This is a genomic window from Kitasatospora sp. NPDC006697 (assembly GCF_042869935.1).
Lineage (GTDB): Bacteria > Actinomycetota > Actinomycetes > Streptomycetales > Streptomycetaceae > Kitasatospora.
Genome location: NZ_JBIAGU010000001.1, coordinates 263,497 through 286,916 on the forward strand (window position 1 = coordinate 263,497; position 23,420 = coordinate 286,916).

Here is a 23,420-nt window from a genome sequence, read left to right on the forward strand (position 1 = left end):
GCAGAAAGTGCCGAAGAGCGGTGGCAGCCGCCGGGCCCGGCACCGGGAAACCTGTCACCCGGTTCAGTGGGCCGGACCCCCGTGGCGCCGGGCGGTCCGACCCCTGCCGGCCGCCCCCGTGTTCGCGAGGAGCCTGCCATGCCCCGTACCGCACCCGCAGCACCCGCACCCAGCTCCGCGTCCAGTACCACCCCGACCACCCTGCACCGCAGGGGCCGTCGGGCCGCCACCGCACTCGCGTCGGCCTGCACCGCGCTGCTGCTGGCGGTCGCGACCGCCCCCGCCGAGGCGGTCGGCGCCCCGGGCGGCGGCTACACCGGCATGGGCCACTGCCCGCTCAACTCCACCTCCATGCAGGATCCGAGCGACCTGCAGGTGGGCTGCGTGGTCGCGGTGACCAGGGGCGGCAGCTTCACCATCGGCTCCACCACCGTGCCGCTGACCTCGCCGATCACCCTGCAGTTCGGGGTCTACTGGGACAAGTCCGCTCCCCAGGTCACCTTCCCCGACGGCAGCACGGCCAACCAGTACACCACCGTGGCACCCGCCGGTGCGCCGCTGCTCAGCGCGCAGCCCGCGCAGATCACCATCCCGGGCATCGTCAACTTCCTGCCGGGCATCACCAGCATCTTCGCGCAGGTCGAACTCGCGGGCCAGGTCAAGGACTTCACTCCACTGGCGGCCGGCGAGTCATACCCGGTCTTCAAGCTCCCGGTGAAGCTGCACCTGTTCAACGCCTTCTTCGGCGACGACTGCTACATCGGCTCCGACTCCTCGCCGATCGTGCTGGCCCCGACCACCGGCACCACAGCCCCGCCGCCGCCCGCCAAGCCGATGACCGGCGACCCCGGCACCATCGGCGTGAATCCGGACCCGAACGGCTACGGCTCGCTGCTGGCCTCGTTCACCGGCGCCTCGCTGGTGGACAACACCTTCACCGTGCCCCGGGCGAGCGGCTGCGGGCTGGGCGGCAGCCTGGACTGGATCATCAACCTGGCGATGGGCCTGCCCGCCGGGGCCGGCAACGGCTCGGTGAGCTTCCTGCAGACCGACACCACGCTCGCGCTGGACACCAGCATCAGCGACCTGGGCGCGGCGATGAACGCCTCGGCCGGCCACTGAGCCGCCGGCCCGCCCCCACAGCCGCACTCCCCCACGCACCACCAGAAGTACACCCCCACCCAGAAGGAAACAGAGGAACCCTCATGCGCAACCGCCTCCTGCTCGGCACCGCCGCCCTGGCAGCCGCAGCCCTGACCGCCCTCACCGCACTGCCCGCCAGCGCCTCCTCCGCCGTGCTCACCTACGGCAGCGCCGGCGGCAGCGCGGTCGGGGTCGGCGACACCCTGACCGCCTCGCTCGCCAGCGGCACCTTCGCCACCCTCTACTCCACCGCCGCGGGCGGCGCCGGCGTCAAGTGCGCCACCTCCACCTTCAACGCCACGGTGACCGCCAACCCGACCGCCCCCGGCACCGCCGTGGAGACCCTCAACACCCAGACCTTCGGCAGCTGCACCGCCGTCAGCGTCCCGGGCGTCACCGGCGTCAGCAGCGTGACGGTGAACAACCTGACCTACACCAACTCGGTCAGCGACGCGAGCGGCGACCCGGTCACCCTCAGCCCGGTCAGCGGCCCGATCCAGACCACCATCGTGCTGCGCACCCTGCTCGGCACCGTGACCTGCGTCTACCAGGCCTCGCCGACCAGCCTGACCGGTGTCGCCTCCAACGCCGCGCAGACCCTCAGCTTCACCAACCAGTCCTTCACCAAGAGCAGCGGTCCGGCCACCTGCTTCGCGGCCGGCTACTTCACCGCGGCCTACGGCCCGATCCAGGACACCTCGCAGAGCGGCAGCCCGTCGGTCTGGGTGAACTGACCCGATGATCTGACACCCCGTCAGTTCGGTTCCGTCCAGGTGAACCGACCTGCCGCCGTCACCCCCTGAGCCGGCCGGCCAGGGCCCGCGCCGCCGCCAGCACCGGATCCCAGACCGGGGCGAACGGCGGCGCGTAGCCCAGGTCCTGGAACAGCAACCGTTCGACCGTCAGCCCGCAGCCGAGCGCGACCGCCACCGCGTCCACCCGCTTGGCCGTCCCGGGCCCGCCGACCAGCTGGCCCCCGAGCAGGCGGCCGGTGCCTCGCTCGGCCAGCAGTCTGACGGTGACCTGGGTGCTGCCCGGGTAGTAGCGCGCCCGGGTGCTCCCGGTCGTGGTGACCGCCGTCCAGTCCAGGCCGGCGGCGGTCGCCTGCCGGGCGTTCAGTCCGGTGCGGCCGATCTCCAGCTCGCAGAGCTTGGTGACGGCCGTGCCCACCACGCCGGGGAACTCCAGCGGTTCACCGGTCAGGTTGGCGCCGATCACCAGCCCGTGCTTGTTGGCGTGGGTGCCCAGGGCCACGTGGGCGAACTCGCCGGAGACCAGCTGGCGCACCTCCACGCAGTCGCCGCCCGCCCAGAGCCCGTCGACCGCTCGCCCGTCGGCGTCCAGCACACGCATCCGCGGATCCGTGCGCAGCCCGCCGTGCGCGCCCAGCGCCAGCCCGGCTTCCCGGGCCAGCGCGGTCCGCGGCCGCACCCCCGTACCCAGCACCACCAGCCGCGCCGGGTGCTCGCCCGCCGTGCTGCGCACCGCGCGCGGCCGCCCGTCCGGGCCGAGCAGCACCTCCAGGGCCGCCGCGCCGGCCACCACCTCGACGCCCAGCTCCACCATCCGCGCGCGGACCAGCGCGCCCAACTCCTGGTCCAGGCTTGGCATCGGCTCGTCCGACCGGCAGACCAGGGTGACCCGGCGGCCGCGCAGCAGCAGTGCCTCAACCAGCTCGATCCCGATGTACCCGCCGCCCACCACCACGGCCGGCCCCTCCGGTTCGGCGGCCAGCGCGTCCAGCAGCGCGCCGCCCTGCGGCAGGGTGTGCGCGGTGTGCACGCCGGGCGCGTCGAAGCCGGGCAACTGCGGGCGGACGGCCTCGGCGCCGGTGGCGAGCACCAACTGGTCGTAGTCGGTCCAGCTCTCCCGGCCGGTCGCCGCTTCGATGCTGCGGACCCGGCGGTTGGCCAGGTCCAGCTCCACCACCTCGGTGCCGGTGCGCACCTCGATGCCGCGCGCCCGGTGCTGCTCGGGGCTGCGGGCGATCAACCGGTCGCGCCCGGCCACCACCTCGCCGACCCAGTACGGGATGCCGCAGGCCGAGTAGGAGGTGAACGCGCCGCGCTCGAACGCGGTGATCCGCAACTGCTCCGGCCCGCGCCGCCGCCTGGCCTGCGAGGCGGCGGTCATGCCGGCCGCGTCGCCGCCGACCACCACCAGGTGCTCCGTCATCTCCCACTCCCTGCTCTCCGGGGTTGCCCGCCCACCCTGCCATGATCGCCGCGGCTACCGCGCAGGGTGGAGACGGCGGTGCGGCTACCGCGCCGGGTGGAGCCGCGGATAGCGCGGATGATCGATGTGCCGGGCGGAACCCGCCGGTACGGTGATCGCCATGGCCCGCCGGAGCGGGGGCCGATGGATCGGTCACCGGCGGCCAAGGCGCGCATCCCTGTCCCGCCGGTCGGCCCGGTTCGTGGTGCAGCCCCCGGGCGGCGGTCGGGATGTGGTCCCCGGCCCGCCGTCCGGGGCTCTTCGGGGGCGCACCGGCTCCGGAGAATTTTGCGTACCGCGCAATATTGCATGTCGCGCAAAAATATCTACAGTGGAGACATGACGACGGATCAGGTCGGTGCCTCCGACGGCGGCGGGCTGCGCGAGCGCAAGAAGCAGGCCACCCGCGAGGCGTTGAGCTGGGCCGCGCTGCGGCTGGCGGTGGAGCACGGGCTGGAACAGGTCCGGGTGGAGGAGATCGCGGCGGCCGCGGGGGTGTCGCCGCGCACCTTCAACAACTACTTCGCCAGCAAGCACGAGGCGATCATCTACCGCCACCTGGAGCGGAGCCGGCAGACCGCCGAGGCGCTGCGGGCCCGGCCGGCGGCGGAGCCGCTCTGGACGGCGATGGCCGCCGCGGTGCTGGCGCCGTACGGCGTCGGCGCCGAGGGCGAGCCGGCGGAGCCCGGCCTCTCCTCGGGGCCGGCCGGCCCCACGGCCACCGACTCACCGGGCCCGGCCTGGACGGCCGGTGTCCGCCGGATGCTCGCGGAGCCCTCGATGCGGGGCGAGTTCGCGCGGGCCGGCGTGGCAGCCCGGGCACAGCTGGCAGCCGCGATCGCGGAGCGCACCGGCACCGATCCCGAACACGACCTCTACCCGGAGCTGGTGGCCTCCGCCGTGCTCACCGCGCAGCAGGTGGCCAGCGACCAGTGGCTCCGCCACGACCCGCCCGTGCCGTTCGGGCCGCTGCTGCGCCGGGCACTGGACCTGCTCGCGGCGGGGCTGCCGGATCCGTCGGCGCCTTAACGGCGCATTCGACCCGATCACCTCACCCGAAGGGCACCACCATGTCTCCTGACGGCACCTCCATGCCTGCGGACGCTCCCGAGGGCACCATCGACGTGGCCATCGCCGGCGGCGGGCCCAACGGCCTCATGCTCGCCTGCGAGTTGGCGCTGGCCGGCCGGCGCCCCGTGGTCTTCGAGCAGCTTCCCGAGCCCGGGGCCGCGCTGCGGGCCAACGGGCTGGTCGGCCAGGCGGTCCGGCTGATGGACCAGCGCGGTCTGTTCCGGCGCATCACCGGAACGGACCAACCGCCCGCCCCCATACCGCGGTTCATGTTCGCCGGGTTCCCGCTCGACCTCAGCGGGCTGGACCGGAACCCGGTGCACCTGCTCTCCGTGCCGCAGCGCCGGCTCGAGGCGCTGCTGGCCGAACGCGCGGCCGAGCTCGGGGTGGAGCTGCGGCGGGGCCACGAGCTGCGCGGGTTCGAGCAGGACGCCGACGGCGTCGACCTCGAACTGGTCAACGAGCGGGGGGACTTGCGGGTCCGGGCCCGCTACCTGGTCGGCTGCGACGGCGGGCGCAGCACGGTGCGGCGGCTGGCCGGCATCGGCTTCCCCGGGGTGACCGGGCCGAACATCGTCTCCCGCACCGCGCACGCCACCGTACCCGCCGAGTGGGTGGACCCGGAGACCGGCGCACTGACCGTGCCGGGCCACGGCCCGGTGCCGTCCTTCCTGCACTACCGCACCGAGCGCGGCGTCTTCGTCTTCGCCTCGCCCGCGCCGAACAACCCGCTGGTCGCCACCCTGGAGTGGGAGGACGACCCGGTCGATCCCGAACTGCCCATGACGCTGGAGGAGATCAGCGCCAGCGCGAGCCGGGTGCTGGGCGCCCCGGTGCCGCTGGGGCCGCCGACCAGCGAGGGGCCGCACCTGCTGCGGCGGCACACCAGCGGCAACACCCGGCTGGCGGAGCGCTACCGGGTCGGCCGGGTGCTGATCGCGGGCGACGCGGCGCACGTGCACTCGGCGGTCGGCGGGCCCGGGCTCAACCTCGGCCTGCAGGACGTGGTGAACCTGGGCTGGAAGCTGGCGGCCGAGCTGGACGGCTGGGCGCCGGCCGGGCTGCTGGACAGCTACCAGAGCGAGCGGTATCCGGTCGGCGAGCGGGTGTACATGCACTCGCTGGCCCAACTCACCCTGCTGGCACCGGGTCCGGAGATGACGGCGCTGCGCGGGCTGTTCGGCGAGCTGCTGGCGGAGCCGGCCGCCACCCGGCACGTCGCCGAGCTGATCGCGGGCTCGGACGTGCGCTACCCGACCGGCTGCCCGCACCCGCTGGCCGGCCGCTTCGTGCCCCCGTTCGCCCTCGACGGCGACCGGGAGTTCGCCGAACTGATGCACCAGGCCCGGCCGTTGCTGCTCGACCTGACCGCCGACCGGCGCTATCTGGCCGCCGCCGCGCCCTGGCGCGACCGGGTGCGGACGCAGGCCGCGAGCAGCCCCGAGGCGCCCGCCGAGGCGCTGCTGATCCGCCCGGACGGGTACGTCGCGTTCGCCACCGAGGACCCGCACGGCACGGACCCGGCGGTGAAGGAGCTCCGGGCCGCCCTCACCGAGTGGTTCGGCGAACCGCTCTCCGGCTGAGCGCCACCACCCGGAGCACCGGATATTCGCTGGCCGGGCCCGCCGCCCGCTCCTACAGTTTCCGGGGCACGAGGAACGCGGAACGGGACGTGCCCCGAACGAGACAGCGGCAGCACGGCGGGAGCGGAGCGATGCGCACGCAGTACCCCCGGACGCCCCACCTCCCCTGGTCGCCCGGCGCCACCGGTGACGACCTGCGCACCGGCGACCTGTCCGGATTGCTCGGCCGGGAGGTGGTGGTGACCGAGAAGCTGGACGGCGAGAACACCACCCTCTACCGGGACGGGCTGCACGCCCGCTCGGTGGACTCCGCCCACCACCCCTCCCGCACCTGGGTGAAGGCGCTGCAGGGCCGGATCGGTCGGACCGTGCCGCCCGGTTGGCGGATCTGCGGCGAGAACCTGTACGCCCGCCACTCGCTCGCCTACCGCGAGCTGCCCGGCTACTTCTTCGGCTTCTCGGTCTGGGACGAGCAGAACACCTGTCTGGACTGGGATCTGACGGTCAGTTGGCTGAGCGAGCGCGGCATCCCGACGCCGGCCGTGCTCTGGCGCGGGGTGCTGGACCAGCGGGCGGTGCGCGAGCTGCGGGCGCTCCGGCTCGATCTGGAGCTCCGGGAGGGGTACGTGGTCCGCACCGTGGCGGGCTTCGGGCGGGCGGAGTTCGGGCAGCGGGTGGCCAAGTGGGTGCGGCCGAACCACGTGCAGACCGCCACGCACTGGATGCACAGCCAGGTGGTGCCCAATGAGCTGGGCACCTCGGCCGCGCTCTGGTCGGTCCGCTCCGGCGGGCCGGCCGAGGCCGGTCAGCTGCTCGCCGCCCTCGGCGAGCCCGAGGCGCCGGCCGAGGACCCGGGGATCACCGACCGGCTCGACCTGCTGGGCCGCACCGGCGACGCCCGGCTGGCCGGGGTGCTCGCCGCGCTGCTGCACGGCGGACACCGGGGCCGGCTGGCCGGCCGGCTGAGCGGTGTGCTCGGGGTGCCGCTGGCCCGCCGGGTCGCCGACCTGGTCGGCCTGCATGGCAAGCTGCTGCTCCCCCACCCCGACCAGGACCGGCGCGCGGGTCTGGGCCGGCTCGCCCTGGCCGCCGACCTCGGGGTGCTGCACGCGGTCGCCGCGGCCGTCGCCGCCGGCCCGGCGGGCACGGCGCAGGAGCGCGAGCAGGTGGAGTGGTCGGCGCTGCTCGCCGAGGAGGCCGGACTGCTCGGCGCCGACCCGTTCGCCGAGCTGCGCACGGAACTCGCTGATGCTTTCAGTGGGTTGAGCACCGACGCCGCCGACCGCTGCTGGGCGCAGGCCCGGGAGGCGTTCGCGCTGGGCCGGATCGGCAGCGCCGCGGAGGCGGTGGCCGCCACCTGGCGCCGGCGTGACGGCGCGTTCCCCCGGCTGGTCCAGCTGGTCGGCCCGTCCGGCAGCGGCAAGAGCAGCTACGCGAGGACGCTGCCCGCCTCGGCGGTCCGGATCTCGCTGGACGACCTGCGCGAGGCCCGCGGCGACCGGGCCGACCAGCGCGGCGGCGGCGAGCTGCTGGCGCTGGCCCTGGACCGCCTGGACAGCGAACTGGCCGCGGGCGCCACCGTGCTCTGGGACGCCACCTCGCTCACCCCGCAGCAGCGGTCGAAGGCGCGGGCCATCGCGGCGCGCCGGGACGCGCTGACCACCCAGGTGGTCGCCCTGGTCCCGGAGGAGGAGCTGGTCCGGCGCAACGCGGTGCGCGAGCACCCGGTGCCCGCCGACGTCCTCGCCGCCCAGCTGCGTCGCTTCGCCCCGCCGTACCCGGGACAGGCGCACCGCACCTGGTACCTGGACGCCGACGGCGCGGTGGCGGACCGCGCCGACACGCTGTGGGCGGCCGATCGGCCGCGACCGGCCGCCCGGGAGGCGTGATGCGCACCATCGACGAGCTCTACCACCGGGTCCGCTGGGACGCCCGGTTCGACCCGGCGCGCTTCGTGCTCGGGGTCAGCCGGCGCCAGGCCGAGCCCAAGCGGATCCCGCTGCCCGCATTCGTGCCCGGCGGCGACATCCCCTGGCACCGGGTGCTCTTCGTGGAGGCCGACGGCGAGCTGGTCTGGGACCGGTCCATCGGCCTGGACCTGCTGGACAGCACCACCGCCGGGCTGGCCCGCGAGCCGCGCCTGCTCCAGCCGCCGTTCTTCACCGCCGCCCGGGTGTGGCGCTGGGGCGGCACGGGCTGGGCGGCCGACGCCGGGGCGGACGGGCTGCCGGGCGTGTCGCATCCGCGGGTGGTCACCTGGAACACGCTCTGGGATCGCTATGACAGCGAGCTGATCGACACCGAGCGCCGCCGTCCGCTGCTGCTCGCCGCGCTGGCCGAGGCCGACGCCGACCTGATCGCGCTGCAGGAGGTCGAGCCGGCGCTGCTCAAGCTGCTGCTGCGGGAGCCCTGGGTGCGGGCGGACTACGCGCTGAGCTGCGGCCCGGGCGAGTCGCGGGCGCTCGCCGAGCACGGGCTGCTGCTGCTCAGCCGGCTGCCGGTGCGCGAGGCGGCGCACCACGCGCTCGGCCCGCACAAGGCGCTGACCGCCTTCACGGTCGCCACCGCCGGCGGCCCGCTGGTGCTGGCCGCCACCCACCTCAGCAGCGACCACACGCCCTCCGGGGCGGCCAAGCGGGAGACCCAGCTCGCGGAGATCGGGGAGGGGTTGAGCGCGGTTCCAGGTGAGCTGGTGGTGCTCGGCGACTTCAACGACGGCCGGGAGGGGCAGGCCGGACCGGGCGTGGCGCTCGGGCTGCGGGACGCCTGGACCGAGCTGCACGGGCCGGCCGACCGGACGCCGACCTTCGACCCGGCGGCCAACCCGCTGGCGGCCGTCTCCTCGCTGACCGGCCGGTCCGCGCGGCTGGACCGGGTGCTGCTGGGGCCGGGCACGGCCCGGGTGGCCGGCGCCCGGCTGCTCGGGCGGGCCGCCGGGCCGGGACAGCTGCCCCCCTCGGACCACTACGGCGTGTCGGTGGACCTGGACCTCAGCGGCGACACGCCCGAGGGTCTGCTCGACCTGGCGCCGACGGCGCGCACGGCGGTGGCCTGGCTGCCGCCGGCCGGACTCCGGCCCGCCATCGAGGAGATCCGGCGGCGCCACGACGCCCAGGTGGACCGCTGGCCGCCGCACGTCAACCTGCTCTTCGGCTTCGTCCCCGAGCACGCCTTCGAGGCGGCGGCGCCGCTGCTCGCCGCGGCGGCGGCCGAGGTCGCGCCGTTCACCGCACGGCTGAGCGGCTTGCACAGCTTCGGCCACCGCGAGCAGGCCACCGTCTGGCTGGACCCGGCGGCCGGCGGCGAGCGGCCCTGGGCCGAGCTGCGGCACGCCCTGCTGCGCCGGTTCCCGCGCTGCGCGGGCCGGGCCGAGGGGTTCACGCCGCACCTGACGCTCGGTCGCAGCACCGATCCGCAGGCCGTGATCGCGGCGGCCGGGGCGGTCCTGGCGCCGGCCTCCGCCCAGGTGGGCGAGCTGGTGCTGCTCTCCCGGCGCGGCGACGGGCCGATGCGGGTGCGGGCGACGGTCGCCCTGGGCAGCGGCGAGCTGCGCTGGGCGGCGGAGGAGGCGGGCTGCGCACCGCCGGAGCCGGCCGAGGACCGGGCGCTGGTCGCCGAGGTGGTCGCCCGGGTGGCCGCGCAGGGGCCGCTGGTGGAGGTGGTGGGCTCGCGCCGGATGGGTTGCGCGGCGGCGGGCGCGGACCTCGACCTGGTGGGCGTCGTGGCGGGGGACGTCGACCTGACCGACTTTCAGTTCCCCGCAGCGGTCGAGGTCCGGGAGGTGACGGGCGCTCGGGTGCCCGGCCTGCGGCTGCGCTGGGACGGGCGGCTGACGGTGGACCTGGCCCTGGTCGGCTCGGGCGGACTGCCCCCGGAGCAGGCCGTCGCCCGCCGCGCCGAACTCGGCGGGGCCGCCGCGGTGGCGCTGAGCGCGGTGACCGACGCGGCGGCGGTCCGGGCGGCGGTCGGCGCCCGGCATCCGGCGTTCGCGGTGCTGGCGCGCCGGGTGAAGGCCTGGGCCCGGGCACGCGGCTTGGACGGCGCGCCGTTCGGCGGGCTGCCGGGGTTGGCCTGGTCGGTACTGGCCGCCCGCACGGTGCTGACCCACCCGGAAGCGGCGGGCGACGCGCTGCTGCGGGAGTTCTTCGCGGACTGGGCGGGCTGGGACTGGCGGGTGCCGGTGACGCTGGACGGCGCCGCCGCCGCGCCGACGGGACAGCCGCTCACGGTGCTGACGCCCACGGCGCCGGTGCGCAGTTGCACGGAGCAGGTGGACGCCGGCCGGGTCGACCTCCTGGTGCAGGAGCTCTACGCGGCCTGGGAGTCCCCGGCGCCGGACCTGCTCACCATGCCGCCGCTGCACCGGCGGCACGCGGCCTGGGCGGTGGTCGACGCCCCGGCGGCGGAGGCCGGCCGGGTCCGCGGCCGCCTGCGGGCACTGCTGACCGTCCTCGCGGAGGCCGGCTCGCCGGACCTGCACGCCTGGCCGCACCCCGGGTCCGGCGGCATCCCGATCGGCCTCGGGCAGACCCCGCCCACCGCCGCCCGCCTCGCCGAGCTCACCGCCCCCTGGCTGCACGGGTTGTCGGGGGTGGCCGTGCACTGGCGCCCGGGCGGGGAGGTCGCGGTCCCCGGGGCAGCGTCAGTGCCGCCTGCTGGAATCCGCGCATGAGAAGCACCGACCTGTACGCCGAGATCAACCTGGAGTGGCCCCGGTCGCCCACGGCCTACGAGCAGCTGGCGCGCGCCTGGCTCGACGGCGGTTTCAGCGCCCTCGCGCCCGAGCACCGGCTCGCCCTGGAGACCGGGCCGAAGCTGCCGCCCGAGGCGATCCGGCGCGCCGTCCCCTGCGGACCGCCGCACGCCGCCTGGGGTTTCGTGTCGATCGTCCGCCATGACGGGCGGCAGGACCGCCGCTCCGGGCGGGTGATCTCCGCCCGCAGCATGGCGTGGTTCCTCAAGCAGCTGGCCGATCCGCCGCGCACCGCCGCCATCGGGCTCTCGGTGCTCGACGAGCACGGCTACCCGGGCGCCAGCCCGCTGCGGATCACGGTGGACCGCCCGGAGGCCGACAACTGGCCCGAGGCCATCGACTGGGCGGTGCTCTCCTTCGAACTCCCCGAGGCCGACCTGCTCGACCCCGTCCGGCAGGAGGCCGTGCTCGGCTTCCTGCGCCGCACCGTCGAGGCGCTGGACCCGTCCTTCGGCAACCTCACCTACCACGACGGGCTGGGCAGGACCGGCCTCGAGCGCACCCTCGGGCCGCCGTGGAAGTTCCCCAAGGACACCATCCCGGTCAGCCGCCGGGTGCTGCGCGGGTACGACTGGTGGACCGTCTGTCCGAAGGAGCTCGCCGCCACCCTCGGCGGCGCCGAGGGCCTGCGCGCCACCGGCGCGTTCCACGAGGTGGACCGGCTCCCCTCCGGCGCGCTCTGGCTGCGGGCGACCGAGCACTACCGGGACTACGGCCCCGACGCCTACCCGGCCGTGTTCCACGCGCTGGCCCCCGCCCTGCCCCCGGGCGTGCCGAAGCGGTTCGAGCCGCGCGAGGGCGAACGGGTGGAGCGGATCGTCCACGCCGACGCCTCGGCCGTCACCCGGTGAACCGGGCGGTGGTGCCGCGGCGGACCGGGTGAGCCCCGCCTCGGATCAGCCCGCGGGCGCCCACTGCGGGTCGCGGCCGGAGGCGGCGAGCGCCCGGTCCAGCGCGGAGGCCTCGCCGGCGGTCGGCACCGCCTCGGCGAAGCCGCCGTACTGGCGGTAGAGCTCGGCGTTCTCCTCGACCACGGCGAGCACCAGGGCGGCCAGCTCCTCGCTCACCGCGAACCGCCCGCCGGTGGCCCGGGCGAGGTCCCAGCCGTGCAGCACCGTCTCGGCGATCAGCAGCTTGGCGACGCCGTCGGCCGCCACCGGCGAGCCGCCGAGGTCGATCTCGCCCTCCCAGGCCGCCGGGTCGGCCCAGGCGGCGACCGCGCGGTCGAGCTGCTTCCGGTAGGCGCCGGCCCAGTCGGGCTCGGCGGTGTAGTCGCGGGTGGCCAGGTCCTCGGGCAGCGGCTCGCGCAGCGCGCGCCGCTCCAGGCCGTACGAGGTGTAGGCGACCCAGTGGTTGACCAGGGCCTTGGTGTCGAACTCGGTACAGGGCGTCGGCCCGGCCAACTGCTCGGGCCGGACCTCGGCGGCCAGCCGGCCGGCCTCGGCGGCGGCCTCGGACATCAGGGGGTGGAGTGCGTGACCATGCATGCCTCGATCCTGGGCGGCGGGCGGCGCCGGGTCTTGAAGAAACGCGACGAGGCGCCACGCGTGCGCCGCTCCGCCGGGGCGGCCGGTCACCGCGCCCCTCTACCCTGGCCGCATGTCCTCTCCCTCCATGGGCCGCGGCGTGCTGCACCCCGAGCCCGCGGCCGCCGCCCTGCGGCTGGCCTCGTACCAGCCCGCGCCCGGGCTGGCGCAGGTGGTGGAGCTGTACTGGGAGGTGCGCTGGGACCGCCGCGGGCTGCCGGCGCACGAGCAGAAGGTGCTCGCCCACCCCAATGTGCACCTGGTGTTCGAGGCCCCGCGGGCCACGGTCTACGGCGTGGACCGGACACTCTTCGTGCGGCGGCTGGAGGGTGCCGGGCGGGTGCTCGGGGTCAAGTTCCGCCCCGGGTGGTTCCGGCCGTTCACCGACCGCCCGGTGGCGGAGCTGGCCGACCGCACGGTGCCCGCCGCCGAGTTGCTGGGCCCGGAGGCGGACCGGCTGAACCAGCTGGTGCTCGCCGACGACCCGGGCGCGAAAGCCGCAGTGGACGACTTCCTGCTCAGCCGCCTCCCCGGCCCCGACCCGCTCGCCGAGCAGGCCGCCGCACTGGTCGAGCGGATCACCGGCACCACCGACCTGCACCGGGTGGACCAGCTGGCGGAGCTCTCCGGGCTGAGCGTGCGCGGGCTGCAGCGGCTCTTCGCCGAGTACGTCGGCGCCGGGCCGAAGTGGGTGCTGCGCCGGGCCCGGCTGCACGAGGCGGCCGAGCGCGCGCACCGGGGCACCGACGTGGACTGGGCGGCGCTGGCGGCGGAGCTCGGCTACGCGGACCAGGCGCACTTCACCCGGGACTTCACCACGGCGGTCGGCACCTCCCCGGCCCGCTACGCGGCGGCGGGCGGGCCGACACCGTAGCGTCGACCCGCCCGACTTCCCGTGCTGTTGGGCCGGGACCCGTCAGCAGCTGGGACAGCTCTTGCAGGCCTGCACCTTGACGTTGTCCACCACCGGCCCGGCCGCGCCCGCGTTGGTGCTCGCGAAGGAGAGCGTGGTGGTGTCGTCGACGGCGACGAAGGTGAACTGCCGCCCGACGTAGCCCATGGCGGCGGTGGTCTTGCCGGTGGTGTCGAAGCTGAAGTCCTGGAAGTCCTGGCCGTCGATCGAGGCCCGGCCGGTCTTCAGCGCCGGGCCGAGCTGCGGGTTGCCGGCCAGCGCGTAGGTGACGGAGTAGGTGGTGCCGGGCACGGTGGCGAAGGTCTGCGCGATGCTGCCGGCCGCGTTGCCGTTGAGGTCCACGGACTGGTTGCCCTCGGCGGCCTGCCAGAAGCCGGCGCCGATCAGGTCGACCGAGCCGCCGGTGACCTGCCAGGGGCCGATGTTCTGCCCGGCGGCCAGCTCGGTGAAGGCGTTGGCGGGAGCCTTCTGGTACTCGAAGCTGCCGTCGTCGAACCCGGTGGCCGCCCGGTTGGCGGCACCGGAGGGCGCGGCCAAGGCGGTCGCGGCGCCGAGCAGCAGGGCGGTGGCGGCGAGCGCGGTGGCGGTGCGCGGGAACTGCATGGGTCCTCCCCGGAGTACGTGCGGTGTGACGGCTGATGGTGGATCAGCCGCACACAGAGCGTCCGCCCCCACCTGCGACAGCCCAAGACGGGCGCGGTGGTGCGGCCACGGCGCGCGCCTCTCCCGTCGCGCCCGTGCACCGCCGGAAAGCCCGTCACTGACGGCCCATCAGCCCCGCGGGCCGTGCGGGGCCCGGGTGGTGGAACCGGGGAGCGTTTGCGGCGATACACGCCCCGGCAGACGCGCCGGTTGACGGTCCCTAGGATGGCCGGATGACCGACGATCTGCGCATCTGCTTCATCGGCGACTCCTTCGTCCAGGGCCTCGGCGACCCCGAGTACCGCGGCTGGCCCGGGCGGGCCCTGCCGGTGCTCGGCGTCCCGGTGACGGCGTTCAACCTCGGGGTGCGCCGGGACACGTCGGCCAACGTGCTGCGCCGCTGGGCGGAGGAGGTCGGCGCCCGGCTGCACCCCGGGGCGGACAACCGGCTGGTGGTCTCGGTCGGCAGCAACGACGCGATGCCGCAGGAGGACGGCTCCGGCCCCCGGGTCGGGCACGCCGACACCCTGGCCAACCTGGCCGCCGTCCTGGACGGCGCGCACACCATCGGCCTGGCCGCCATGGTGGTCGGCCCGCCGCCGGTGGTCTGCGGCGGTCCGGAGCACCTGGCCCGGCTGCTGACGCTGGTCCCGGACCAGCGGGCGCTCTGCGCCGAGCGCGGCGTGCCGTTCGCCGACGTCACCCGGGCCCTGGCCGAGGACCCGGTCTGGACGGCCGAGGCCGCGGCCGGCGACGGCGCCCACCCGGGCGCGGGCGGCTACCGGCGGCTGGCCGAGCTGGTCCTCGCGGCGGGCTTCGGGGACTGGCTGGCGAACGGCCGGTGACGTCCGGGAACAGCGGATGACGACTGGTCAGCGGCCCGGCTGCCGGGGTGCCGCCCCGTCCGTCCCGGGTGCGATCATGACGGCATGACAGCATCCGGGCGGATCATCTTCCTCAACGGCACCTCCAGCTCCGGGAAGTCGAGCATCGCCACGGAGCTCCTCCGCATCCTGGACGACGGCGTCTTCTCGCTGCTCGCCGTGGACGCCTTCAACGCGATGCGCACCAGGCGCCCGCTCAGCGAGGAACAGCTGACCGGCGCGCTGCGGCGGACCCGGATGGGCTTCCACCGCTCGATCGCCGCGATGGCCTCGGCGGGCAACGACGTGGTGGTGGACCACGTGCTCAGCGAGCCCTGGCGGCTGACCGACTGCCTGGAGGTGCTGCCCGCCGAGCAGGTGCTCTTCGTCGGCGTGCACTGCCCGCTGCACGAGCTGAACCGCCGCGAGCGGGCCCGCGGCGACCGCCAGCCGGGCGCCGCCGCCCAGCAGTTCCCGGTGGTGCACGCGCACGGCGACTACGACCTGGAGGTCGACACCGGCAGCGCGGGCCCGCGCGAGTGCGCCGAGCGGATCAAGGCCTTCCTGCCGCACCGCCCGCTGCCCACCGCCTTCAGCCGGTTGCGGCTGCAGCGGATGATCGACGCCCCCGGGACCCTGCCGGTACCGGCGCGGGGCCCGGCACGAAGGCCCGTCACGGCCCCCGTCACGGCCGCCGGAACAGCCCCGTGAGCAGGAAGTCCACCCCGAACAGCGCCGACTCCGGCCCCTGCTCGCGCATCGGGCGGATCTCCAGCTCCTCCAACTCGGCGAAGATCCAGCGCAGTGCGGCGGGCGAGTGCGCCAGCCCGCCGCCGAGCGAGCGCTGCCGGTAGTGCTCCTCGTCGGCCAGCTCGGAGCCCATCCGCCCGGTGGCGAAGCAGGTCAGCGCGTAGTGCCCGCCCGGGGCCAGCCGGCGGCGCAGCAGCTCCAGGTAGGAGATCCGGCGGTGCGGCGCCAGGTGGTGCAGGCAGCCGGAGTCGTAGACCAGGTCGTACTGCTCGTGCGGCAGCTCCACGGCGAAGATGTCGCCCTGGTGGAAGCGCGGCGGCCGGGCCAGGCCGGCGCAGCGCTCGGCGGCCCAGGCCAGCGCGGCGGGCGAGAGGTCGACCGCGTCCACCTCGGCGCCGAGCTCGGCCAGGTGGCGGGAGTTGCGGCCGGGCCCGCAGCCGAGGTCGAGCACCCGGGAGGGCAGCGCGGGGTGCAGCCGCTCCAGCAGGTCGGCCAGGTTCTCGTCCGGCTTGTCGACGAAGAACGGCACCGGGCGGGCCCGGTCGGCGTAGAACCGGTCCCACCAGTCGGCGGCGGTCTCGCCGCGCGGCTCGGCGTTCTGCCGCGGGAAGAACCCGTCGAGCAGCTTCAGCACGTCCCCGAACTCACGGATCCAGCGCTGGTCGGACGGAAGTTGATGGTTGATCAGGCGTTCTCTCGGGATGGTCACATGGCGAGCCTAGCGCTGGTCAGCGGGCCTTCCGGGGGCTGGAACGGGGGCGCTCGGCGGCCCGCGCGGGCGGTTGGCACCCGTCCCACCACCCGCGCCCGCGCCGCTCGTTCGCACCCCCACCGCGGGCCGGGAGGGGGCCGTCGGGCGTCGCCGCCGGCACCCGCCGCGACCGGGTGCGCGGAAATTTTCCCCTCCGTCCGGTGCGCGGTTCCCGCGCACTGTGACCGGGGCAACTGCGGGCGGCCCACCGCGCCCGCCCGGCCGGGCGATAGGCTGCCGGGGTTTCCTGCCGAACCGCCCTGACCTGCGAGGAGTCCCCGTTGAGCAGTCCCGCACCGCCGCCTGCGGTGACCGTGGTCGGGATCGGCGCGGACGGCTGGGACGGCCTCGGGCCGGCCGGGCGCGAGGCGCTGCTGGCGGCCGAGGCGGTGCTCGGCGGCGGCCGGCAGCTCGGCCTGCTGCCGGCCGGGGTGACCGCCGAGCGGATCGCCTGGCCCTCGCCGCTGCGCCCCGCCGTGCCGGGGCTCTTCGCCGGACTGGCGGGCCGCCGGGTGGCGGTGCTGGCCAGCGGTGACCCGATGTTCTTCGGCATCGGCCGGACCCTGGCCGAGGAGCTGGGCGCCGACCGGCTGCGGGTGCTGCCGCACCCCTCCGCCGTCTCCTACGCCTGCGCCCGGCTCGGCTGGCCGGTGGAGCTGACCCCGGTGGTCAGCCTGGTCGGCCGCGACCCGGACGCGCTGGCCGCCGAGCTGCACGACGGGCGCCGGCTGCTGGTGCTGAGCGCCGGCGCGGACACCCCCGCGCTGGTCGCCGCCCTGCTCACCGGGCGCGGCTTCGGGCCCAGCCGGCTTCGGGTGCTGGAGCAGCTGGGCGGGCCGGGCGAGCGCGAGCTGGCCGGCACCGCCGACGGCTGGGCGCACCCGGCGGGCGACCCGCTGAACCTGCTGGCCGTCGAGCTGCGGGCCGCCGCCGGCACCCCGCGCGGCTCGCTGGTGCCCGGCCTGCCGGACGAACTCTTCGAGAGCGACGGGCAGCTGACGAAGCGTCACATCCGGGCGGCGACCCTGGCCGCGCTCGCCCCGGCGCCCGGCGAGCTGCTCTGGGACGTGGGCGGCGGCTCGGGCAGCATCGGCATCGAGTGGCTGCGCGCCGACCCGTCCTGCCGGGCCGTCAGCATCGAGAAGAGCCCGCTGCGGGCCGAGCGGATCGCCCGCAACGCCCGGGCGCTCGGCGTGCCGCGGCTGCGGGTGGTCACCGGCGGCGCGCCCGGCGCGCTGGCCGGACTGCCCGCGCCCGACGCGGTCTTCGTCGGCGGCGGCCTGACCGCCCCCGGCCTGCTGGCTGCCTGCTGGGCCGCGCTGCCGCCGGGCGGCCGGCTGGTGGCCAACACCGTGACGCTGGAGTCGGAGGCGCTGCTCGCCGAGTGGTACCGCCGGCACGGCGGCGAGCTGGTCCGGCTCGCGGTGGCGCACGCCGTCCCGGTGGGCGGGTTCACCGGGTGGCGGCAGGCGATGCCGGTCACCCAGTGGTCCGTCCGCAAGCAGAGCACCCCTCCCAGTGACAGTGGAGTCGAGCAGTGACCGTCTACTTCATCGGCGCCGGCCCCGGCGCCGCCGACCTGATCACCGTGCGCGGGGCCCGGCTGCTGGCCCGCTGCGGGGTCTGCCTCTACGCGGGCAGCCTGGTGCCGGCCGAGCTGCTGGCCGAGTGCCCGCCGGACGCCCGGCTGGTGGACACCGCCAGGCTGAACCTGGACCAGATCACCGCCGAGCTGGTCGCGGCGCACCGCGCCGGGCAGGACGTGGCCCGGCTGCACTCCGGCGACCCGTCGGTGTTCAGCGCGGTGGCCGAGCAGATGCGCCGGCTGGACGCGGCCGGGGTGGACTACCAGGTGGTCCCGGGCGTGCCCGCCTTCGCGGCGGCCGCGGCGGCACTGAAGCGCGAGCTGACCGTGCCGACGGTGGGCCAGACCGTGATCCTCACCCGGATCTCCCAGCAGGCCACCCCGATGCCGCCCGGCGAGGACCTGGCCACCCTGGGCCGCAGCGGCGCCCTGCTGGTGCTGCACCTGGCCGCCCGCTACGTGGACCGGGTGGTGGCCGAGCTGCTGCCGCACTACGGCCCGGACTGCCCGGCCGCCGTGGTGGCGCTGGCCAGCCGCCCGGACGAGCTGGTGCTGCGCGGGTCCCTCGCCGACATCGCCGACCAGGTGAAGGCGGCGGGCGTGCTGCGCACCGCCGTGATCATGGTCGGCCGCACCCTGGCCGCCGAGCAGTTCCGGGACAGCCACCTCTACTCCTGCGACCGCGACCGCAGCGAGCAGCTCTGACGCCGGTGCTAGCGCGAGGCGGGCGCGCAGCGGCCGACGATGGTGCCCGCGCGGTCGATGCAGATCACGTCGACCGCCACCGGCGCCTCGCGCAGCACGTCCAGCGCGGTGGCCCGGGCTGCCTCGGCGACCGCGTCGCCGAGCGGCACCCCGGCGGCCCGGCAGAGCTGCACGGCCTGCAGCCCGGTGTTGGCCTCGGCCACCGCCGCGGCCAGCGGCTCGCCGGCCCCCGCCGACCGGGCCAGCCCGGCCAGGTAGCCCTTGTCCACCTGGGAGCGGGCCGAGTGCAGGTCCAGGTGGCCGGCGGCCAGCTTGGAGAGCTTGGCGAAGCCGCCGGCGATGGTGAGCCGGTCCACCGGGTGCCGCCGCAGGTACTTGAGCACGGCGCCGGCGAAGTCGCCCATGTCGAGCAGCGCGTCCTCCGGCAGCGCGTACTCGGCGATCGCCACCCGCTCCGAGGTGGAGCCGGTGCAGCCGGCCACGTGGGTGTGCCCGGCGGCCCGGGCCACGTCCACCCCGCGCCGGATCGACTCGATCCAGGCCGAGCAGGAGTACGGCACCACGACGCCGGTGGTGCCCAGCACCGAGAGCCCGCCGAGGATGCCCAGCCGCGGGTTCCAGGTGGAGCGGGCCAGTTCGGCGCCGTGGTCGATGGCGATCTCGATCTCCACGTCGCCGCTGCCGCCGTGCGCGGCCGCCACCTCGGCGACCACCCCGCGCATCAGCTCGCGCGGCACCGGGTTGATGGCCGGCTCGCCCACCGCCAGCGGCAGGCCCGGCTTGGTGACGGTGCCGACGCCCTCGCCGGCCCGGAACGCCACGCCGCTGCCCGGGGCGCCGGGGCGGACGGTGGCGCGCACCACCGCGCCGTGCGTCACGTCCGGGTCGTCGCCGGCGTCCTTGACCACCGCGGCCATCGCCCGCCCGTCGGCCAGCAGTTCGCCCGCCAGCGCGAAGGCCGGCTGCTGGCCCTTGGGCAGGGTGATCACCACCGGATCCGGGAACTCGCCGGTGAGCAGCGCGGTGTAGGCGGCCTTGGTGGCCGCCGTCGCGCAGGCGCCGGTGGTCCAGCCGGACCGCAGGCCGCTGCTGCGCAGCTGTCCGCTGCGGCCGCCGTCAGCCATCCGAGTCCTCCAACGGGGAGCAGATCATCGTGAAGCACGTCCTGGTCCTGGGCGGCACCACCGAGGCCCGGCAGCTGGCCGCGGCGCTGGTGGAGCTGCCCGGGCTGCGGGTGACCAGTTCGCTGGCCGGCCGGGTGGCCGAGCCCCGGCTGCCGGCCGGCGAGGTGCGGGTGGGCGGGTTCGGCGGCGTGCCGGGCCTGGCCGCCTGGCTGCGCGAGCACCGGGTGGACACCCTCATCGACGCCACGCATCCCTTCGCCCAGGTGATCAGCCGCAATGCGGCCGAGGCGGCCGCCGCGGTCCATACTCCCCTGCTCGCGCTGCGCCGGCCCAGCTGGGTCCCGGTCCCGGGTGACGACTGGCACCCGGTCGGCTCGCTGGCCGAGGCCGCCGGGCTGCTGCCGCGGCTGGGGCGGCGGGCGCTGCTGACCACCGGACGGCTGGGGCTGGGCGAGTTCGCCGGGGTGCGCGGGGTGCACCTGGTGGCGCGCTCGGTGGAGCGTCCCGACCCGCCGCTGCCGCCGGAGCTGACGGTGCTGCTGGCCCGCGGCCCGTTCAGCCTGGAGGGCGAGCGGGCGGTCTTCCGGGAGCACCGGATCGACCTGCTGGTCACCAAGGACAGCGGCGGTGCGGCCACCGCGCCCAAGCTGGCCGTGGCCCGCGAGCTGGGCCTGCCGGTGGTGGTGTTGCGCCGCCCCGAACCGCCCGCCGGTGTCCGGGTGGTGGGATCGGTGGCCGAGGCGCTGGCGGCCCTGGGGTAGCGTCGGCCCGCAGACCGACGGACGTGCGAGGGAGCCGAGATGACGTGGATCGCCGGGCGGGAGCGGGACATCGCGGTGCCCGACCAGAGCGGTCGGCTGGCCGTGGTGACGGGGGCCACCAGCGGGATCGGCTACCACACCGCCCGGCGGCTGGCGCTGGCCGGCGCCGAGGTGGTGCTGGCGGTCCGGGACACCGCGCGCGGCGAGTCGGCGGCCGCCCGGATCCGCTCCAACGCCCCTGGTGCCGGGCCGGTTTCGGTGGCCCGGCTGGACCTGGCCTCGCTCGCCTCGGTGCGCGGGTTCGCGGCGGGGCTGCTGGAGCGCGGCACTGCGGTGGACATCCTGGTGAACAACGCCGGGGTGATGGCGGTGCCGGTGCGGCGCACCACCGAGGACGGCTTCGAGCTGCAGTTCGGCACCAACCACCTGGGCCACTTCGCGCTCACCGGGCTGCTGCTGCCGCTGCTCCGGGAGGCCCGGGCGGCCCGGGTGGTGAGCGTCAGCAGCGTCTCGGCCTGGCTCGCCCGGCTCGACCTGGACGACCTCAACTCCGAGCGCCGGTACAACGGATGGCAGGCCTATGGGCAGTCCAAGCTGGCCAACCTGGTGTTCGCCCTGGAGCTGCACCGGCTGGCCTTCCGGCAGGGCTGGCCGCTGCGCAGCATCGCCGCCCACCCCGGCGCGACCCGGACCAACCTGGCCACCTCCGGTCCGCTGATCGGCCGCCGGTCCGGCCTGCCGAACTTCCCGGCACTGGCGATGAGCGTGCCGGTGGTCACCCAGGACGCGGCCCGGGGCGCGCTGCCCAGCTTGGTCGCGGCCACCGGCGTGCGGGTGGCGGGCGGGGCGTACTACGGGCCCGGTGGGCCGTTCGGCCTCACCGGCCTGCCGGCCGCCGCCCGGGTGCCCTCCCACGCCACGGACCGGGCGAAGGCCGAGGGGCTGTGGGAGGCCTCGGAGCGGCTGACCGGGGTGGCGTTCACTCGTTAGTGTGACGGACCCACCACCGGGAGTCGATCTGTAGAAAGCTGACGGCACATCAGTTCGCGACCCCGTGGGAGTTCCCGTGCCGTACCCGACCGAGTTCAAGTACACCCGCGAGCACGAGTGGGTGCTGCTGAGGGGGGGGACCGCCCGGGTCGGTCTCACCGACTACGCGCAGAAGCAGCTCGGCGACGTGGTCTTCGTGGAGCTGCCCAAGGTCGGCGAAAGCATGGCGGCCGGCCAGATGCTCGGCACCGTGGAGTCGGTCAAGGCCGCCTCCGAGATCTACGCCCCGGTCACCGGCAAGGTGACGGCCGTCAACGAGGAGCTCGGCGACGAGCCCGAGCTGATCAACTCGGACGCGCACGATGCCTGGGTGGCCGAGATCGAGATCAAGGACGCCAAGGAGCTGGACGGGCTGCTCAGCGCCGCCCAGTACGAGGCCTACCTCGCCGAGGAAGGTGCCTGACACCCCGGCTCCGGCGGGAGTTCGACCGCGGCGCTGATCCACAGCGCCCAGGCCAGCTCGTAGGCCCCGGTCCGGCCGGCCGTCAACTCCCGCTGCAGCAGCCGCTCGGCGGTGCGCAGGTGGTCCAGCACGGTCTGGTGGTGCAGGCCGAGGCCGACCCGGGTGTCGCGGGCGTTGGCGCCCGCGGCCACCCAGGCGGCCAGGGTGCCGAGCAGTCGGCGGCGGTCCTCCTCCAGCGGGGCCAGGAAGGCGCGCGCCCAGGCCCGCGCCGCCGGGGAGCCGAGGATCGCCTCCAGCCGCACCGCACCGGGCGGCCCGCCGAGGGTGTCCCGGGTGAGCAGTTGCAGCGCCAGGTCCAGCAGTGCCCGGTCGGCGAACGAGCCCCAGTCCAGGCAGAGCAGCCGGCCGACCCGCTCGATCCGCCTGGTCACCGTGTTGCGGTGGACGCCGAGCAGCCGGCCGGTCTGCCCGTTGCTGAACCCGAGCGCCAGCCGGGTGGTCTCGATCACCTCGTCGCGCTGGTCCCGGGGCAGTTCCAGCAGCGGCCGCAGCAACTGCTCGGCCCACTCCTGGCCGTCCGCGCCGAGCAGTTGGGCGAGCGGGGTGCGGGACTGGTAGAGCGCGTGCCGCTGCGGCAGGCCGCGGGCCACGGTGAGCGCGTTGAACGCCTCCTGGTAGGCGTCGGCGGTGTGCGCCAGCACCACCGTGCTGCTGCCGCCGATCCGGTGGTCGGGCCGCGCCTCGACCACCTCGCGCAGCCGCAGGCCGGTCGGGCACCAGCCCTGCTGGTCCAGCGCGGTGTCCGGGGCCATCGGGGCCAGCACGATCAGGTGGTGGTCGTTGGCCGGGCAGCGGACGATCAGCGCCCGGCCGGGGACGGCCTCGGCGAGCAGCGCGGCGGTGGCGTCCCGGTCGGTGCGGGCGCAGTCCACCAGGAAGACCCGGGCGGTGTCGTGCACCAGCACCCCGGGCACCAGCGGCGCGGCGGTGCGCCGGGCCAGCGTGATCTGGCCGCCCATCAGCAGCTGGAAGGCGGCCACCCGGAGCGAGGCGGAGACCTCGTGCAGGGTGGCCCGGTCGGCGGCGGACTCACGGGCGGCCAGCAGCCCCAGCAGCACCGTCCCGGTGTGCTCGATCAGCCGCACCTCCAGCGCGGTCAGCGGCTCGGCGCGGCGCAGCGCCAGCACGGCCCGGGGCGGCCGGCCGCCGAGCGGGACGAGCCGCAGCTCGGCGTCCTCCGCGCCCGCCGGGTCGCCGCCGAGCAGCCGGGCCACGGCGGGTGCCGCGCCGGCCAGCCGCTGGTCGGCGCCGGCGGGGGCCCAGGCCTCGGGGCCGGCGGCCGGCTCCGCGCCGCCCGCGCGGGTGCCCGGGACGGGTGCGACGGTCAGCGCCAGATCGGCGGTGAGCTGCGCGGCCAGCCAGGAGACCACCCGGGCCGGGCCGTCGGCCCGCTCGCCCTGCCGCCGCAGCTGGTCCAGCAGCGAGTCCAGCCGGCGGCCGTGCCGGGCGAGTTCACCGGCCGGCTGCGAGTCGAGCTGCGGGCTGGACAGCGGGCCGGGCTGCGGGTACTCGGCGGACGCCAT

At 76.0% G+C, this 23,420-nt stretch carries 21 protein-coding genes; 15 read left to right on the forward strand and 6 right to left on the reverse strand.

The window, feature by feature from the left end; genetic code table 11:
• Positions 1 to 138: 138 nt before the first annotated feature.
• Both ACFYNO_RS01120 and ACFYNO_RS01125 read left to right on the forward strand, forming a co-directional pair.
• Positions 139 to 1,122, forward strand: coding sequence for a hypothetical protein (locus tag ACFYNO_RS01120; protein ID WP_388003143.1), 984 nt, complete (start codon positions 139 to 141; stop codon positions 1,120 to 1,122).
• A gap of 83 nt (positions 1,123 to 1,205) precedes the next feature.
• Positions 1,206 to 1,877: a Tat pathway signal sequence domain protein gene (locus ACFYNO_RS01125; RefSeq protein ID WP_388003146.1), complete on the forward strand. Its 672-nt coding sequence runs from the start codon at positions 1,206 to 1,208 to the stop codon at positions 1,875 to 1,877.
• Between the two features lie 58 nt (positions 1,878 to 1,935).
• Here ACFYNO_RS01125 and ACFYNO_RS01130 read toward each other — a convergent pair whose 3' ends face one another.
• Positions 1,936 to 3,318: an FAD-dependent oxidoreductase gene (locus ACFYNO_RS01130; RefSeq protein ID WP_388003149.1), complete on the reverse strand. Its 1,383-nt coding sequence runs from the start codon at positions 3,316 to 3,318 to the stop codon at positions 1,936 to 1,938.
• Between the two features lie 378 nt (positions 3,319 to 3,696).
• Between ACFYNO_RS01130 and ACFYNO_RS01135 the strand changes: the two genes are divergently transcribed.
• The 5 genes from ACFYNO_RS01135 (at position 3,697) to ACFYNO_RS01155 (ending at position 11,615) form a co-directional block, all read left to right on the forward strand.
• Complete coding sequence (locus tag ACFYNO_RS01135; protein ID WP_388003151.1) at positions 3,697 to 4,386, forward strand: TetR family transcriptional regulator; 690 nt, start codon at positions 3,697 to 3,699, stop codon at positions 4,384 to 4,386.
• A 62-nt stretch (positions 4,387 to 4,448) separates the two neighbouring features.
• Complete coding sequence (locus tag ACFYNO_RS01140; protein ID WP_388003154.1) at positions 4,449 to 6,011, forward strand: FAD-dependent monooxygenase; 1,563 nt, start codon at positions 4,449 to 4,451, stop codon at positions 6,009 to 6,011.
• A gap of 131 nt (positions 6,012 to 6,142) precedes the next feature.
• Entirely contained in the window at positions 6,143 to 7,900 is a 1,758-nt protein-coding gene (locus ACFYNO_RS01145) for an RNA ligase family protein (protein WP_388003157.1), read from the forward strand.
• The gene (locus tag ACFYNO_RS01150; RefSeq protein WP_388003160.1) at positions 7,900 to 10,683 is read left to right on the forward strand and encodes a poly(A) polymerase; all 2,784 of its coding nucleotides are present in this window, start codon (positions 7,900 to 7,902) and stop codon (positions 10,681 to 10,683) included. The genes ACFYNO_RS01145 and ACFYNO_RS01150 overlap by 1 nt, the downstream gene beginning before the upstream one ends.
• Complete coding sequence (locus ACFYNO_RS01155) at positions 10,680 to 11,615, forward strand: hypothetical protein (RefSeq protein WP_388003163.1); 936 nt, start codon at positions 10,680 to 10,682, stop codon at positions 11,613 to 11,615. Before ACFYNO_RS01150 ends, ACFYNO_RS01155 begins: the two co-directional genes overlap by 4 nt.
• 45 nt (positions 11,616 to 11,660) lie before the next feature.
• Here ACFYNO_RS01155 and ACFYNO_RS01160 read toward each other — a convergent pair whose 3' ends face one another.
• On the reverse strand, positions 11,661 to 12,251 hold the full coding sequence (locus ACFYNO_RS01160; protein ID WP_388003166.1) for a TIGR03086 family metal-binding protein: 591 nt from the start codon (positions 12,249 to 12,251) through the stop codon (positions 11,661 to 11,663).
• Between the two features lie 112 nt (positions 12,252 to 12,363).
• Here ACFYNO_RS01160 and ACFYNO_RS01165 point away from each other — a divergent pair, with 112 nt between their 5' ends.
• Positions 12,364 to 13,164 carry a DUF6597 domain-containing transcriptional factor gene (locus ACFYNO_RS01165; protein ID WP_388003169.1) on the forward strand — a complete coding sequence of 267 codons (801 nt, stop codon included), beginning with the start codon at positions 12,364 to 12,366 and terminating at the stop codon, positions 13,162 to 13,164.
• Between the two features lie 42 nt (positions 13,165 to 13,206).
• On the opposite strand, the gene ACFYNO_RS01170 is transcribed toward ACFYNO_RS01165, so the two are convergent.
• Positions 13,207 to 13,806: a choice-of-anchor C family protein gene (locus ACFYNO_RS01170; RefSeq protein WP_388003172.1), complete on the reverse strand. Its 600-nt coding sequence runs from the start codon at positions 13,804 to 13,806 to the stop codon at positions 13,207 to 13,209.
• A gap of 272 nt (positions 13,807 to 14,078) precedes the next feature.
• On the opposite strand from ACFYNO_RS01170, the gene ACFYNO_RS01175 reads away from it, so the two are divergent.
• Together ACFYNO_RS01175 and ACFYNO_RS01180 are read left to right on the forward strand one after the other, a co-directional pair.
• The gene (locus ACFYNO_RS01175) at positions 14,079 to 14,690 is read left to right on the forward strand and encodes a GDSL-type esterase/lipase family protein (protein ID WP_388003175.1); all 612 of its coding nucleotides are present in this window, start codon (positions 14,079 to 14,081) and stop codon (positions 14,688 to 14,690) included.
• A gap of 84 nt (positions 14,691 to 14,774) precedes the next feature.
• The gene (locus tag ACFYNO_RS01180) at positions 14,775 to 15,419 is read left to right on the forward strand and encodes a chloramphenicol phosphotransferase CPT family protein (protein WP_388003178.1); all 645 of its coding nucleotides are present in this window, start codon (positions 14,775 to 14,777) and stop codon (positions 15,417 to 15,419) included.
• On the opposite strand, the gene ACFYNO_RS01185 is transcribed toward ACFYNO_RS01180, so the two are convergent.
• Positions 15,394 to 16,167 carry a class I SAM-dependent methyltransferase gene (locus tag ACFYNO_RS01185; protein ID WP_388003181.1) on the reverse strand — a complete coding sequence of 258 codons (774 nt, stop codon included), beginning with the start codon at positions 16,165 to 16,167 and terminating at the stop codon, positions 15,394 to 15,396. The genes ACFYNO_RS01180 and ACFYNO_RS01185 overlap by 26 nt on opposite strands.
• Before the next feature lie 323 nt (positions 16,168 to 16,490).
• On the opposite strand from ACFYNO_RS01185, the gene cbiE reads away from it, so the two are divergent.
• Entirely contained in the window at positions 16,491 to 17,750 is a 1,260-nt protein-coding gene (gene cbiE, locus ACFYNO_RS01190) for a precorrin-6y C5,15-methyltransferase (decarboxylating) subunit CbiE (RefSeq protein ID WP_388003184.1), read from the forward strand.
• Positions 17,747 to 18,499: a precorrin-4 C(11)-methyltransferase gene (gene cobM / locus ACFYNO_RS01195; RefSeq protein WP_388003187.1), complete on the forward strand. Its 753-nt coding sequence runs from the start codon at positions 17,747 to 17,749 to the stop codon at positions 18,497 to 18,499. The genes cbiE and cobM overlap by 4 nt, the downstream gene beginning before the upstream one ends.
• A gap of 8 nt (positions 18,500 to 18,507) precedes the next feature.
• Here cobM and ACFYNO_RS01200 read toward each other — a convergent pair whose 3' ends face one another.
• Positions 18,508 to 19,623: a cobalt-precorrin-5B (C(1))-methyltransferase gene (locus ACFYNO_RS01200; protein WP_388003190.1), complete on the reverse strand. Its 1,116-nt coding sequence runs from the start codon at positions 19,621 to 19,623 to the stop codon at positions 18,508 to 18,510.
• Between the two features lie 29 nt (positions 19,624 to 19,652).
• Here ACFYNO_RS01200 and ACFYNO_RS01205 point away from each other — a divergent pair, with 29 nt between their 5' ends.
• The 3 genes from ACFYNO_RS01205 (at position 19,653) to gcvH (ending at position 21,837) form a co-directional block, all read left to right on the forward strand.
• On the forward strand, positions 19,653 to 20,384 hold the full coding sequence (locus ACFYNO_RS01205; protein ID WP_388003193.1) for a cobalt-precorrin-6A reductase: 732 nt from the start codon (positions 19,653 to 19,655) through the stop codon (positions 20,382 to 20,384).
• A gap of 39 nt (positions 20,385 to 20,423) precedes the next feature.
• Positions 20,424 to 21,374, forward strand: coding sequence for an SDR family oxidoreductase (locus ACFYNO_RS01210; RefSeq protein ID WP_388003196.1), 951 nt, complete (start codon positions 20,424 to 20,426; stop codon positions 21,372 to 21,374).
• Between the two features lie 76 nt (positions 21,375 to 21,450).
• Positions 21,451 to 21,837 (forward strand): glycine cleavage system protein GcvH, encoded by a 387-nt coding sequence (gcvH, locus tag ACFYNO_RS01215; RefSeq protein ID WP_388003199.1) that lies wholly within the window; start codon positions 21,451 to 21,453, stop codon positions 21,835 to 21,837.
• On the opposite strand, the gene ACFYNO_RS01220 is transcribed toward gcvH, so the two are convergent.
• Entirely contained in the window at positions 21,813 to 23,420 is a 1,608-nt protein-coding gene (locus ACFYNO_RS01220; RefSeq protein ID WP_388003202.1) for a helix-turn-helix domain-containing protein, read from the reverse strand. The two genes, gcvH and ACFYNO_RS01220, sit on opposite strands and share 25 nt — an antisense overlap.

What these genes read in the sequence shown, in the direction of transcription:
- ACFYNO_RS01120 (WP_388003143.1), top strand. Translation starts at nt 139, where the DNA reads ATGCCCCGTACCGCACCCGCAGCACCCGCACCCAGCTCCGCGTCCAGT.
- ACFYNO_RS01125 (WP_388003146.1), top strand. Translation starts at nt 1,206, where the DNA reads ATGCGCAACCGCCTCCTGCTCGGCACCGCCGCCCTGGCAGCCGCAGCC.
- ACFYNO_RS01130 (WP_388003149.1), bottom strand. Translation starts at nt 3,318, where the DNA reads ATGACGGAGCACCTGGTGGTGGTCGGCGGCGACGCGGCCGGCATGACC.
- ACFYNO_RS01135 (WP_388003151.1), top strand. Translation starts at nt 3,697, where the DNA reads ATGACGACGGATCAGGTCGGTGCCTCCGACGGCGGCGGGCTGCGCGAG.
- ACFYNO_RS01140 (WP_388003154.1), top strand. Translation starts at nt 4,449, where the DNA reads ATGCCTGCGGACGCTCCCGAGGGCACCATCGACGTGGCCATCGCCGGC.
- ACFYNO_RS01145 (WP_388003157.1), top strand. Translation starts at nt 6,143, where the DNA reads ATGCGCACGCAGTACCCCCGGACGCCCCACCTCCCCTGGTCGCCCGGC.
- ACFYNO_RS01150 (WP_388003160.1), top strand. Translation starts at nt 7,900, where the DNA reads ATGCGCACCATCGACGAGCTCTACCACCGGGTCCGCTGGGACGCCCGG.
- ACFYNO_RS01155 (WP_388003163.1), top strand. Translation starts at nt 10,680, where the DNA reads ATGAGAAGCACCGACCTGTACGCCGAGATCAACCTGGAGTGGCCCCGG.
- ACFYNO_RS01160 (WP_388003166.1), bottom strand. Translation starts at nt 12,251, where the DNA reads ATGCATGGTCACGCACTCCACCCCCTGATGTCCGAGGCCGCCGCCGAG.
- ACFYNO_RS01165 (WP_388003169.1), top strand. Translation starts at nt 12,364, where the DNA reads ATGTCCTCTCCCTCCATGGGCCGCGGCGTGCTGCACCCCGAGCCCGCG.
- ACFYNO_RS01170 (WP_388003172.1), bottom strand. Translation starts at nt 13,806, where the DNA reads ATGCAGTTCCCGCGCACCGCCACCGCGCTCGCCGCCACCGCCCTGCTG.
- ACFYNO_RS01175 (WP_388003175.1), top strand. Translation starts at nt 14,079, where the DNA reads ATGACCGACGATCTGCGCATCTGCTTCATCGGCGACTCCTTCGTCCAG.
- ACFYNO_RS01180 (WP_388003178.1), top strand. Translation starts at nt 14,775, where the DNA reads ATGACAGCATCCGGGCGGATCATCTTCCTCAACGGCACCTCCAGCTCC.
- ACFYNO_RS01200 (WP_388003190.1), bottom strand. Translation starts at nt 19,623, where the DNA reads ATGGCTGACGGCGGCCGCAGCGGACAGCTGCGCAGCAGCGGCCTGCGG.
- ACFYNO_RS01210 (WP_388003196.1), top strand. Translation starts at nt 20,424, where the DNA reads ATGACGTGGATCGCCGGGCGGGAGCGGGACATCGCGGTGCCCGACCAG.
- ACFYNO_RS01220 (WP_388003202.1), bottom strand. Translation starts at nt 23,420, where the DNA reads ATGGCGTCCGCCGAGTACCCGCAGCCCGGCCCGCTGTCCAGCCCGCAG.